The 13,199-nt window shown below is 70.6% G+C and carries 8 protein-coding genes; all 8 read left to right on the forward strand.

Features of this window, described 5'->3' with window-relative positions:
* The first annotated feature begins 5 nt into the window (after positions 1–5).
* On the forward strand, positions 6–791 hold the full coding sequence (trpC, locus tag QRN30_RS14575; RefSeq protein ID WP_042540281.1) for an indole-3-glycerol phosphate synthase TrpC: 786 nt from the start codon (positions 6–8) through the stop codon (positions 789–791).
* A gap of 128 nt (positions 792–919) precedes the next feature.
* Positions 920–2,134 (forward strand): tryptophan synthase subunit beta, encoded by a 1,215-nt coding sequence (trpB, locus tag QRN30_RS14580; protein WP_017887202.1) that lies wholly within the window; start codon positions 920–922, stop codon positions 2,132–2,134.
* Complete coding sequence (gene trpA / locus QRN30_RS14585; RefSeq protein WP_284761266.1) at positions 2,131–2,925, forward strand: tryptophan synthase subunit alpha; 795 nt, start codon at positions 2,131–2,133, stop codon at positions 2,923–2,925. The genes trpB and trpA overlap by 4 nt, the downstream gene beginning before the upstream one ends.
* A 96-nt stretch (positions 2,926–3,021) precedes the next feature.
* Entirely contained in the window at positions 3,022–4,008 is a 987-nt protein-coding gene (gene lgt, locus QRN30_RS14590) for a prolipoprotein diacylglyceryl transferase (protein ID WP_017887204.1), read from the forward strand.
* 160 nt (positions 4,009–4,168) lie between these two features.
* Complete coding sequence (gltB, locus tag QRN30_RS14595; protein WP_502869539.1) at positions 4,169–8,773, forward strand: glutamate synthase large subunit; 4,605 nt, start codon at positions 4,169–4,171, stop codon at positions 8,771–8,773.
* Between the two features lie 53 nt (positions 8,774–8,826).
* Positions 8,827–10,284 (forward strand): glutamate synthase subunit beta, encoded by a 1,458-nt coding sequence (locus tag QRN30_RS14600; protein WP_017887206.1) that lies wholly within the window; start codon positions 8,827–8,829, stop codon positions 10,282–10,284.
* 233 nt (positions 10,285–10,517) lie between these two features.
* Positions 10,518–11,963, forward strand: a complete 1,446-nt coding sequence (gene pyk, locus QRN30_RS14605; RefSeq protein WP_017887208.1) for a pyruvate kinase — start codon at positions 10,518–10,520, stop codon at positions 11,961–11,963.
* 130 nt (positions 11,964–12,093) lie between these two features.
* Positions 12,094–13,188: a VIT1/CCC1 transporter family protein gene (locus tag QRN30_RS14610; RefSeq protein ID WP_031259759.1), complete on the forward strand. Its 1,095-nt coding sequence runs from the start codon at positions 12,094–12,096 to the stop codon at positions 13,186–13,188.
* Positions 13,189–13,199 lie beyond the last annotated feature (11 nt).

The raw sequence follows: 13,199 nt of genomic DNA on the forward strand, positions 1-13,199 counted from the left end.
CGAACGTGCTCGAGACCCTCGTCGCCGGCGCCCTCGAGGACGCCGCAGCCCGTCGTGTCGATCGCCCGTACACGGACGTCGAACGCGACCTCGACCGGGTGGCGTCGCCCCTCGACGCCCTCGCGTTCCTGAGCCCGGGCGACCGGGTGAAGATCATCGCCGAGGTGAAGCGCGCCAGCCCGTCCCGCGGGGCGATGGCAGCGATCGCCGACCCCGCGGGCCTCGCCGCCGACTACGAACGTGGTGGCGCGTCGACGATCAGCGTCCTGACCGAGGGGCGCAAGTTCCTCGGCAGCCTCGCCGACCTCGAAGCCGTGAAGGCCCGTGTCGGGGTCCCCGTGCTCCGCAAGGACTTCATCGCCGACCCGTACCAGGTCATCGAGGCCCGGGCGTCGGGTGCCGACGTCGTGCTGCTCATCGTGGCGGCGCTCGAGCAGGCCCGCCTGGTCGAGCTGCACACGCTCGCCGAAGAACTCGGCATGCGCGTCCTGGTCGAGGCGCACTCCGGTGACGAGGTCACGCGTGGCCTGGACGCCGGTGCCCGCATCCTCGGCGTGAACGCCCGCGACCTCACCGACTTCTCGCTCGACCGCGACCTGTTCGGGTCGCTCGCCGACCGCATCCCCGACGGGGTCGTGCGCGTCGCCGAGTCCGCGGTCTCCGGTCCCGCCGACGTCGCCCACTACCGTGCAGCGGGCGCCGACGTCGTGCTGGTCGGCGAGGCGCTCGTGACGGGGAGCGACCCCGCCGCGACCCTCGCGTCGTTCATCGACGCCGCCGACCAGGCCTGACCGGCTCACCAGGCCGCCGAACCGCGGCCCGGTCCGCTCCACGCATCGAGGCCGCCGACCGCGGCCGCACGTTCCACCCGTCCGACGCGGCCGACCGGCCGCGTCGGACTCGTCCCGGGAGACACATCGTGACCTCACTCCGCGACCTGCACGGCCCCTACTTCGGCGACTTCGGCGGACGCTTCGTCCCCGAGTCCCTCGTCCTCGCGCTCGACGAGCTCGAGGCCGCCTTCCGTCAGGCCTGGGCGGACCCGGCGTTCCGTGCGGAACTCGACGCGCTGCACCGTGACTACACCGGGCGTCCGTCGATCATCACCGAGGTGCCGCGGTTCGCGAAGCACGCCGGTGGCGCCCGGATCATCCTGAAGCGCGAGGACCTGAACCACACCGGCTCGCACAAGATCAACAACGTCCTCGGCCAGGCCCTCGTCGCCCGCCGCCTCGGCAAGACCCGCCTGATCGCCGAGACCGGGGCCGGGCAGCACGGTGTCGCCACCGCGACCGCCGCAGCCCTGTTCGGCATGGAGTGCGTCGTCTACATGGGCGCCGTCGACACCGAGCGCCAGGCGCTCAACGTCGCGCGGATGCGCCTGCTCGGCGCCGAGGTGATCCCGGTCGAGACCGGTTCGCGCACCCTCAAGGACGCCATCAACGACGCCCTGCGCGACTGGGTCGCCAACGTCGAGTCGACGCACTACCTGCTCGGCACCGTCGCCGGTCCGCACCCGTTCCCCGAGATGGTGCGCGAGTTCCACAAGGTCATCGGCGAGGAAGCGCGCCAGCAGGTCCTCGACCGCATCGGTCGGCTGCCGGACGCCGTCGCGGCGTGCGTCGGCGGCGGCTCGAACGCGATGGGCATCTTCGAGGCGTTCCTCGACGACGAGTCCGTCGCGCTGCACGGCTTCGAGGCCGGTGGTGACGGCGTCGAGACCGGTCGGCACGCGGCGAGCATCACGCTCGGTCGCGAAGGCGTGCTGCAGGGAGCGAAGTCCTACCTGATGCAGGACGAGGACGGCCAGACCATCGAGAGCCACAGCATCTCCGCCGGGCTCGACTACCCGAGCGTCGGCCCGGAGCACGCGTACCTGGCGTCGATCGGCCGGGCGAAGTACCAGCCGATCACCGACACCGAGGCCATGGAGGCGTTCCGCCTGATGAGCCAGACCGAGGGCATCATCCCGGCGATCGAGTCGTCGCACGCCCTGGCCGGTGCCATCAAGCTCGGCAAGGAGCTCGGGCCCGAGGGCGTCGTGCTCGTGAACCTGTCCGGCCGCGGTGACAAGGACGTCGCGTCCGCCAGTCGCTACTTCGGCATCCTCGACGAGAACGCGGTGCAGCTGTGACCACGAACAAGACCGTCGCCCAGACGATCGACGCCGCCAACGCCGAGCGCGCCGGAGCCGTCGTCGGGTACCTGCCCGCCGGGTACCCGAACCTGCAGACCAGCGTCGACGCAGCCGTCGCCCTCGCCGAGAACGGCGTGGACGTCATCGAGTTCGGCCTGCCGTACTCCGACCCGGTCATGGACGGCCCCGTCATCCAGCGCGCAGCCGAGGAGAGCCTGGCGAACGGCTTCCGGGTCGCACAGGTCTTCGACGCCGTGCAGCAGATCACCGAGCGGGCCGACGTGCCGGTGCTCGTCATGACCTACTGGAACCCGGTGCTGCGCTACGGCGTGGACCGTTTCGCCGACGACCTCGTCGCCGCGGGAGCCGCCGGTCTCATCACGCCCGACCTCATCCCCGACGAGGCCACCGCGTGGACCGAGGCGTCCGAGCGCACCGGCCTCGACCGGGTCTTCCTCGCCGCGCCGTCCTCGTCGGACGAGCGCATGCGTCAGGCGGTGGAGTCCAGTCGTGGCTTCGTCTACGCCGTGTCGACGATGGGCGTGACCGGTGCCCGGGTCGGGGTCGACGTCGCCGCACGCACCGTCGTGTCGCGCCTGCGTGACGCCGGGGTCGAGCGCACCTGTGTCGGCCTCGGGATCTCGACGGCGGAGCAGATCGGCGAGGTGCTCGAGTACGCCGACGGTGCGATCGTCGGGTCCGCGTTCGTCCGGGCCCTGGCCGACCTCGGTGTGCAGGGTGTGGCCGACCGGGCCGCCGACCTCGCCACCGGCGCCCGCCGCCGCTAGTCCAGTTCCTGTCGGGCCCGCGACCCGCGCTACAGTGAGCGAGGCCGACGCCACGTCGACCGCGCCCCGTCAGTTCCGAAAGGCGACAGCACCTCCATGCCCCTCCTGAGCATCCCGAGCCCGAGCACCGCCTGGCAGTACTTCGACCTGACCGCCTGGCTCCGCGACGCGTTCGGCTGGTCGCTGCCCCTCGACTTCCGCATCCACGCGTACGCGATCTGCATCCTGGTCGGGATCGTCGCCGCGGTCGTCCTCGCAAACCGTCGGCTCAACGCCCGGGGCGTCGAGCGATGGATCATCATCGACATCGCCATCTGGGCCGTGCCCGCCGGCATCATCGGCGGACGGCTCTTCCACGTGTTCACCCATGTGTCCGACTACTTCGGCCCCGGCATCGACCCGCTGTCGTTCCTGTACATCTGGGAGGGCGGGCTGGCCATCTTCGGCGCGCTGATCCTCGGGTCGGTCGGTGCCTGGATCGGGTGCCGCCAGGTCGGTCTCCGGTTCACGTCGTTCATCGACGCCGTCGTGCCGGGCGTCCTGCTCGCACAGGCCTTCGGACGCCTGGGCAACTACTTCAACCAGGAGCTCTTCGGCATGCCGACGAGCCTGCCCTGGGGGCTCGAGATCGACTCCAGCAACGCCGCGTTCCCGAAGGGCCTGCCCGAGGGCACGCTGTTCCACCCGACGTTCCTGTACGAGATCATCTGGAACGTCCTCGGCGTGGTCGTCATCCTGTTCCTGGCCCGCAAGTTCACGCTCCAGTGGGGCAAGGTCCTCGGCCTGTACCTGATCTGGTACGGCGCGGGCCGCTCGGTGCTCGAGTCCATCCGCGTCGACACGAGCGAGACCTTCTTCGGTGTCCGCACGAACGTGTGGATGGCCCTCGCCGCGGTCGTCATCGGCATCCTGATCTTCGTGGTGCAGAGCCGACGGCACACCGGCAAGGAGCCGAGCCCGTACCTGCCGGGTCGCGGGCCCCGTCCGACCTCCGATGTAGACTCCGAAGACACCTTCTCGGAGCACGACGACGACGCAGCAGACGGCGTCACGAGTGACGAACCGGTCACGACCACCCGCTGAACCAGACGGTCTCCGCCACAAGCGGGGCCCAGCAACCTCGCCGGCCGCCAGGGCAACGACCACTGACGGCGGGCACGGGCACCAGTCCCGCCCGCTCGGGCGGAACGCACCACCGGGCCACCGCTGTCCCTGTTCCACTTCCTCGTGAGGACGGTTCCCCATGGCGCTCCAGCCAACCCAGCCCTCGGCACCGACGAGCCTCGTGCCGCCGCACCGCCGCTTCTCCGCGATCCCGGACGCCACGGGCATGTACGACCCGGCGAACGAGAAGGACGCCTGCGGACTGGCGATGGTCGCGACCCTGCGCGGCACGCCGGGGCACGACATCGTCGACGCGGCGCTCGGTGCGCTCCGGAACCTCGAGCACCGCGGTGCCGTGGGATCCGACGCGGGCACCGGTGACGGCGCCGGCATCCTGTGCCAGGTGCCGGACGAGTTCCTGCGGGACGTCGTACCGTTCGAGCTGCCGGCAGCGGGGGAGTACGCCGTCGGGACCGCCTACCTGCCGCTGGACGACGACGCCCGGCACACGGTGAAGGGCGCCGTCGAACGACTCGCCCGCGAAGAGGGCCTGAAGGTCCTGGGGTGGCGCGAGGTCCCGGTGCGTCCGGAGGTCCTCGGCACGCTCGCCCGCGCCGCGATGCCGGCGTTCGAGCAGCTGTTCGTCGCCTCGATCCGGCACGACGTGCACGGGGCATCGTGGAGCGGCATCGCCCTCGACCGGCAGGCGTTCCGGCTCCGGAAGCGCGCCGAGCACGACAACGACCTGTACTTCATGTCGCTGTCGAGCCGCACCATGGTCTACAAGGGCATGGTCACGACGCTCCAGCTCGAGCCGTTCTACCCGGACCTGAGCGACGAGCGCTTCACATCGAAGCTCGCGATCGTGCACTCGCGCTACTCCACCAACACGTTCCCGTCGTGGCCGCTCGCCCAGCCGTTCCGGACCATCGCCCACAACGGTGAGATCAACACGGTGCGCGGCAACCGCAACTGGATGCGGGCGCGCCAGTCGCAGCTCGAGAGCGAACTGCTGGGCGACATGGCCCCGCTGCTCCCCATCGTCAGCCCGGGGGCGAGTGACTCGGCCTCGTTCGACGAGGTCCTCGAGCTGCTGACCCTGACCGGTCGGACGCTGCCGCACGCCGTGTCGATGATGGTTCCAGAGGCGTGGGAGAACCAGGTCGGGATGGACCCGGACCTCCGGGCGTTCTACGAGTACCACTCGATGCTCATGGAGCCGTGGGACGGCCCCGCCGCGATCACCTTCACCGACGGGTCGCTCGTCGGCGCCACCCTCGACCGCAACGGCCTGCGCCCCGGCCGGTTCCTCGTCACCGACGACGGGCTCATCGTGATGGGCTCCGAGACCGGGGTCATCGACGTGCCGGCCGCCAAGGTCGTGCGCAAGGGCCGCCTGCGCCCGGGCCGGATGTTCCTGGTGGACACCGAGGCCGGCCGCATCATCGAGGACGACGAGGTCAAGCGCGAGCTCGCCGCCTCGGGTCCGTGGGCCGACTGGCTCGAAGCCGGCCGCATCAACCTGAACGACCTGCCGGAGCGCGAGCACATCGTGCACACCCCGGCCTCGGTCACCCGCCGTCAGCGGGCGTTCGGCTACACCGAAGAAGAAGTCCGCATCCTGCTCCGTCCGATGGCGGCGGCGGGTGCCGAACCGCTCGGTGCGATGGGGTCGGACACCCCGATCGCGGTGCTGTCGGAGCGTCCGCGGCTGCTCTTCGACTACTTCACGCAGCAGTTCGCCCAGGTGACGAACCCGCCGCTCGACTCGATCCGCGAGCAGGTCATCACCTCGATGGGGATGGGCCTCGGTCCGGAGCGCAACCTGCTCTCCGCCGGTCCGGAGCACGCGAAGCAGATCACGCTCGACTTCCCCGTGATCGACAACGACCAGCTCGCCAAGGTCCAGCACTTCGAGACCGAGTCGGGTCGCCACCTGACCGTCACGATCAAGGGGCTGTACCGCGTCGACGCCGGCAAGAAGGCGATGCAGAAGCGCATCGCCGCCGTGTGCGACGAGGTCGACGCCGCGATCGAGTCCGGCAAGCAGTTCATCGTGCTGTCCGACCGCGACGGCAACGCCGAGCAGGCGCCGGTGCCGAGCCTGTTGCTCCTCGCGGCGGTGCACCACCACCTGATCCGCACCGAGCAGCGCATGAAGGTCGGGCTCATCGTCGAGGCCGGTGACGTCCGCGAGGTCCACCACGTGGCGACCCTGATCGGGTACGGCGCGTCGGCGATCAACCCGTACCTGGCGATGGAGACCTGCGAGAACCTGGTCCGCGCGGGCATGATCCCCGGCATCACCCCCGAGCAGGCGGTCAAGAACGTCATCAAGGCGCTCGGCAAGGGCGTGCTGAAGATCATGTCGAAGATGGGCATCTCCACGGTGTCCAGCTACGCGGGTGCGCAGGCCTTCGAGGCCGTCGGGCTCAGCCAGGAGTTCGTCGACAAGTACTTCACGGGCACCTCGTCGATCCTGGGCGGCGTCGACATCGACGTCATCGCCAAGGAGAACGCCGAGCGGCACGCCCAGGCGTACCCGCAGGACGGCGCGGTGCTGTCGCACGAGCGGCTGCAGATCGGGGGCGAGTACCAGTGGCGCCGTCAGGGTCCGCCGCACCTGTTCAACCCGGACACGGTGTTCCGCCTGCAGCACGCGACCCGTGCCCGCCGGTACGACATCTTCCGCGAGTACTCGAGCGCCGTGGACGACCAGTCCGAGCAGCTGATGACGCTCCGCGGGCTGTTCCGCTTCAAGCAGGGTGCGCGCAAGCCCATCGCGCTCGACGAGGTCGAGTCGATCGAGTCGATCGTCAAGCGCTTCAACACGGGCGCCATGTCCTACGGGTCCATCTCGAAGGAAGCCCACGAGACCCTCGCCATCGCGATGAACCGTCTCGGTGGCCGCTCGAACACGGGCGAGGGCGGCGAGGACGTCGACCGCTTGCTCGACCCCGAGCGCCGCAGCGCCATCAAGCAGGTCGCCTCCGGCCGGTTCGGCGTGACGAGCATGTACCTGACGCACGCCACCGACATCCAGCTCAAGATGGCGCAGGGTGCGAAGCCCGGCGAGGGTGGTCAGCTGCCCCCGGCCAAGGTCTACCCGTGGGTGGCACGGACCCGGCACGCGACCGCCGGAGTCGGCCTGATCTCGCCGCCGCCGCACCACGACATCTACTCCATCGAGGACCTCAAGCAGCTGATCTTCGACGTGAAGCGGGCCAACCCGGCCGCCCGCGTCCACGTGAAGCTCGTCAGCCAGTCCGGCATCGGTGCCGTCGCGGCCGGTGTGACGAAGGCCCTGGCCGACGTCGTGCTCGTGTCCGGCCACGACGGCGGCACCGGCGCCAGCCCGCTGAACTCGCTCAAGCACGCCGGCACCCCGTGGGAGATCGGCCTGGCCGAGACCCAGCAGACGCTCATGCTGAACGGCATGCGCGACCGGGTCGTCGTGCAGGTGGACGGGCAGATGAAGACGGGCCGCGACGTCGTCGTGGCCGCGTTGCTCGGAGCAGAGGAGTACGGCTTCGCGACCGCTCCGCTCGTGGTCGAGGGGTGCATCCTGATGCGCGTCTGCCACCTGGACACCTGCCCTGTGGGCGTCGCCACGCAGAACCCCGAGCTCCGCAAGCGCTTCTCCGGCAAGCCGGAGTTCGTCGTCAACTTCTTCGAGTTCATCGCACAAGAGGTCCGCGAGCTCCTCGCGGAGCTCGGCTTCCGCAGCCTCGACGAGGCGATCGGGCAGACCGACGCGCTCGACGTGGACCGCGCCGTGGAGCACTGGAAGGCGTCGGGCCTCGACCTCGCGCCGGTGCTCAAGGGACCGCACTTCGACGACGCGGAGCCGCGCCGCCACCACCGCGAGCAGGACCACGAGCTGGACCAGCACTTCGACGTGCAGCTCATCCAGCAGACCGCTGACGTGCTCGACCACGGCGGGTCGATCGCGCTCGACCTGCCCATCCGGAACACCGAGCGCGCCGTCGGCACCATGCTCGGCCACCAGGTGACCCTGCGACACGGGGAACACGGGCTGCCCAACGGTTCGATCGACGTCACGCTGCGCGGTTCGGCCGGGCAGTCGCTCGGCGCGTTCCTGCCGGCGGGCATCACGCTGCGCCTGATCGGCGACAGCAACGACTACGTCGGCAAGGGCCTGTCCGGCGGCCAGATCGTCGTCCGCCCCGACGCCGGTTCGGGCTTCGACCCGGCCGAGAACGTCATCGCCGGCAACGTCATCGGGTACGGCGCCACCCAGGGCAGCATGTTCATCCGCGGCATCGTGGGCGAGCGGTTCCTGGTGCGCAACTCCGGTGCCACGGCGGTCGTCGAGGGTGTGGGCGACCACGCGCTCGAGTACATGACGGGTGGACTCGCGCTCATCATCGGCGAGACCGGCCGGAACCTCGGTGCCGGTATGTCGGGTGGCACGGCGTACGTCCGGGGCCTGCGCCGGGAGCACGTGAACACCGACGCCCTGGCGACCGGCGAGCTCCGGCTCGAGGCGCTCGACAGTGCCGACGTCGAGATCGTCACCGACCTGCTCACCCGGCACGCCGACGAGACGGGGTCGACGCTCGCGTCCGACCTGCTGGCGTCCGGGGACCTGAGCGACTTCGTCAAGGTGCTGCCGCGCGACTACGCGGCGGTGCTCGAGACGCGCAGACAGGCCGTCGACGAGGGGCTCGACCCCGACGGTGACATCGTTTGGAATCGGATCATGGAGGTGACCGGTGGCTGAGCGTCACGCACGTCCGGAATCGACAGAGCCCATCACAACCCTGGAGGTGACCGGTGGCTGACCCCAAGGGATTCCTGAAGGTCCAGGAACGCGAACTCCCGCCCCGGCGCCCCGTGCCCGTGCGGCTCATGGACTGGAAAGAGGTCTACGAGCAGCAGGAGTCCGGTGTCCTGAAGCGCCAGGCCGGCCGGTGCATGGACTGCGGCGTGCCGTTCTGCCACCAGGGCTGCCCGCTCGGCAACCTCATCCCGGAGTGGAACGACCTGACCTGGCGCGGTGAGGGCCGTCAGGCGATCGAACGCCTGCACGAGACGAACAACTTCCCGGAGTTCACGGGGCGGCTCTGCCCGGCCCCGTGCGAGTCGTCCTGCGTGCTCGGCATCAACCAGCCGCCGGTGACCATCAAGCAGGTCGAGGTCTCGATCATCGACCAGGCGTTCCAGAACGGGTGGGTCACGCCGCACCCGCCGGAGCGCCTGACCGGCAAGACCGTCGCCGTGGTGGGCTCCGGCCCCGCCGGGCTCGCCGCCGCGCAGCAGCTCACGCGTGCCGGGCACACGGTCGCCGTCTACGAGCGGGACGACCGCATCGGCGGACTGCTCCGCTACGGCATCCCGGACTTCAAGATGGAGAAGCGCCAGATCGACGCGCGCCTCGCCCAGATGCAGGCCGAGGGCACCCGGTTCCGTGCCGGTGTCGAGATCGGCAAGGACATCACCTGGGACGACCTGAAGTCCCGCTACGACGCGGTCGTGGTCGCCACCGGTGCCACCGTGCCCCGTGACCTGCCGATCCCGGGGCGCGACCTCGAGGGCGTGCACTTCGCGATGGACTACCTGGTCCAGCAGAACAAGGCGAACGCGGGCACGACGGTCGACAACCAGATCACGGCCGAGGGCAAGCACGTCGTCGTCATCGGCGGCGGCGACACCGGTGCGGACTGCATCGGCACCGCACACCGTCAGGGCGCGCTGAGCGTGACGAACCTGGCGATCGGCAAGCAGCCGCCGCTCGAGCGTCCGTCCGACCAGCCGTGGCCGATGTTCCCGACCGTGTTCGAGATCACGAGTGCCCACGAAGAGGGCGGCGAGCGGCACTTCCTCGCCTCCACCGTCGAGTTCCTGTCGAACGACGCGGGTGAGGTCCGTGCGCTCCGGGTCGCCGAGACCGAGTACCTCGACGGCCGACGGGTGCCGAAGGCGGGCACCGAGCGGGAGATCCCGGCGGACCTCGTCCTCATCGCGATGGGCTTCACGGGCCCCGAGTCGGACACGATCGAGCCGCAGCTCGGCCTGCCGACCACGGGCTCCGGGTCGCTCGACCGCCGTGCCGACTACGCGACCAACGAGGCCGGCGTGTTCGTCGCGGGCGACGCGGGTCGGGGGCAGTCGCTCATCGTGTGGGCGATCGCCGAGGGCCGTGCCGCGGCCGCACAGGTGGACGAGTACCTCGAGGGCTCCACCATCCTGCCGGCTCCGGTCAAGGCGACCGACCGGGCGATCTCCGTCTGATGCCGGACGATCACGAGATGTCGGACCGCCACCAGATGTCGGACGGCCACCAGATGTCGGACCGCCACCGGACGACGGATCGCCGCCAGAAGACGGACCGTCTCCACCAGATGCTCACGCTCCCGTGAGCGTGAGGCCACCAGCACTCGGTAGGGTGCTGGTGGCCTCGCTTCGTTCCGCGCGGCCCCACAGCGCGGAAACCCAAGCTCCATCCACCACCACGAAGGAATCCATTGAGACGCGCAAAGATCGTTTCGACGCTCGGACCGGCAACGTCGGACTACGAGACCGTCAAGGAGATCATCGAAGCGGGCGTCGACGTCGCCCGCCTCAACCTCAGCCACGGTGACTACAGCGTCCACGAGGCCAACTACGTCAACGTCCGTCGTGCCGCCGAAGAGCTCGGCAAGCCCGTCGCGATCCTCGTCGACCTGCAGGGTCCGAAGATCCGTCTGGCCCGCTTCGCCGACGGCCCGCACGACCTGGCGGTCGGTGACATCTTCACCATCACGACCGAGGACGTCCCCGGCTCGAAGGAGATCTGCGGCACGACGTTCAAGGGCCTGCCGCAGGACGTCAAGCCCGGCGACCCGCTGCTCATCGACGACGGCCGTGTCCGCCTGCGTGTCCTCGACACCGACGGCGTGCGGGTCCGCACCGAGGTCGTCGTCCCCGGCACGGTGTCCAACAACAAGGGCATCAACCTGCCCGGTGTCGCCGTCAACGTCCCCGCGCTGAGCGAGAAGGACGAGGCCGACCTCCGCTGGGCGATCCGCCAGGGTGCCGACCTCATCGCGCTGTCGTTCGTCCGCAACGCGAGCGACGTCGTGCGTGCGCACGAGATCATGGACGAAGAGGGCAAGCGCCTGCCGGTCATCGCCAAGGTCGAGAAGCCCCAGGCCGTCGACGCGCTCGAGGAGATCATCGACGCCTTCGACAGCATCATGGTCGCCCGCGGTGACCTCGGCGTCGAGCTCCCGCTCGAGGCCGTCCCGATCGTGCAGAAGCGCGCCGTCGAGCTGTCCCGCCGCATGGCGAAGCCGGTCATCGTCGCGACGCAGATGCTCGAGTCGATGATCTCGTCGCCGATCCCCACGCGCGCCGAGACCTCCGACGTCGCGAACGCCGTGCTCGACGGTGCCGACGCGGTCATGCTGTCCGGCGAGACGAGCGTCGGTGAGTACCCGGTGCAGACCGTCCGCACGATGGCCCGCATCGTGGAGTCCACCGAGGACCACGGCCTCGAGCGCATCGCGCCGCTCGGCACCAAGCCGCGCACCCTCGGCGGTGCGATCACCCTCGCCGCCGTCGAGATCGCCGAGTTCACCGAGGCGTCGTACCTCTGCGTCTTCACCGAGTCCGGCGACTCGGCCCGACGCATGTCGCGCCTGCGCCACGGCCTGCCGATCATCGCCTTCACCCCGAACGAGGCCACGCGCCGCCGGATGGCACTCACCTGGGGCGTCCGTTCGTTCCTGGTGGAGCGCAAGACCCACACCGACGAGCTCTTCTCGCAGGTGGACGACGTCCTCCTCGAGAACGGCCTGGCCGCCCCCGGCGACCGCGTCATCGTGACGGCCGGGTCCCCTCCCGGCATCGAGGGCTCGACGAACGACCTCCGCGTGCACCGGGTGGGCGACGCCCATGCCGAGGCCGCCCCGGCGTACGTCCGGGACTGATCCGACGGATCCGTCGCCACCAGGGCGCGGACGGGAGGCACGGTGCGCGCAGCACCGACCGCTTCCGGTCCGCGCCCTGCCGCGTCTCCACGGCCCTGGTGGTGACCGGACGTCGGCCGCAGGCGGCAGGATGGTCGCTGTGAGCCTCCGATCCGACACCCCGGCGCCGCGCGCCGACGTCCGCCGCTGGCGTCGTTACCTGGCCGACGAACGTGCCGAGGCGGCCGTGTACCGCAACCTCGCCGCGCGCCGTTCCGGCGAGGAGCGCGAGATCCTGGCCGCGCTGGCCGAGGCCGAGGGACGGCACGCCGACCACTGGCTCGACCTGCTCGGCGACGACGTCGGCCGGCCGCAGCGGGGCAGCCTCCGGACCCGGGTGCTCGCCGCGCTGGCCAAGCGGTTCGGGTCGGTCTTCGTCCTCGCGCTCATGCAGCGCGCCGAGGACCGTTCGCCCTACGCCGACGACTCCGACGCGACCGCGCGGATGGCCGCCGACGAACGCATCCACGGCGAGGTCGTGCGCGGGCTCGCGAACCGCGGCCGGATGCGGCTGTCCGGCACGTTCCGCGCGGCGGTGTTCGGCGCGAACGACGGCCTGGTGTCCAACCTGGCGCTCATCATCGGCATCAGCGCCTCCGGGGCCGACCGGCACTTCGTGCTGCTGAGCGGCATCGCTGGCCTGCTCGCGGGCGCGTTGTCGATGGGTGCGGGGGAGTACGTCTCCGTCCGGTCGCAGCGGGAACTGCTCGAGGCGTCCGCGCCGCACCCCGAAGCCGGCAGGGCGGTGTCGGACCTCGACGTCGACGCGAACGAGCTCGCCCTGGTCTACCGCGCGCGCGGGATGTCCGAGGCCGAGGCGACCCAGCACGCGGCGCAGGTGCTGTCCGGCATCGGGGAGCGGCGCCCGGCGACCGGTCCGACCCCGGTCGCGGACGACCACGAGGCCGTCGGCACCGGGCTGAGCGCCGCCGTGTCGAGCTTCTGCTTCTTCGCCTCGGGCGCGGTCATCCCGGTGCTGCCGTTCCTGTTCGGCATGCAGGGCTGGGCTGCGATCGCGGTCGCCGGCGGGCTGGTGGGGATCGCCCTGCTCGGCACCGGTGCCGTGGTCGGCGTGCTGAGCGGTGCCTCGCCCGGCAAGCGGGCGTTCCGGCAACTCGCCATCGGGTTCGGTGCGGCGATCGTCACCTACGCGCTCGGCCTGCTGTTCGGCACCGGCTCGGCCTAGCGGTCATATCC

The sequence above is a fragment of the Curtobacterium sp. MEB011 genome (genome assembly GCF_030209655.1).
GTDB classification, from domain to species: Bacteria; Actinomycetota; Actinomycetes; order Actinomycetales; family Microbacteriaceae; genus Curtobacterium; species Curtobacterium poinsettiae.

Coding starts and splice junctions, on each gene's coding strand:
- QRN30_RS14610 (WP_031259759.1), top strand. CDS start 12,094: ATGGTCGCTGTGAGCCTCCGATCCGACACCCCGGCGCCGCGCGCCGAC.
- gltB (WP_502869539.1), top strand. CDS start 4,169: ATGGCGCTCCAGCCAACCCAGCCCTCGGCACCGACGAGCCTCGTGCCG.
- lgt (WP_017887204.1), top strand. CDS start 3,022: ATGCCCCTCCTGAGCATCCCGAGCCCGAGCACCGCCTGGCAGTACTTC.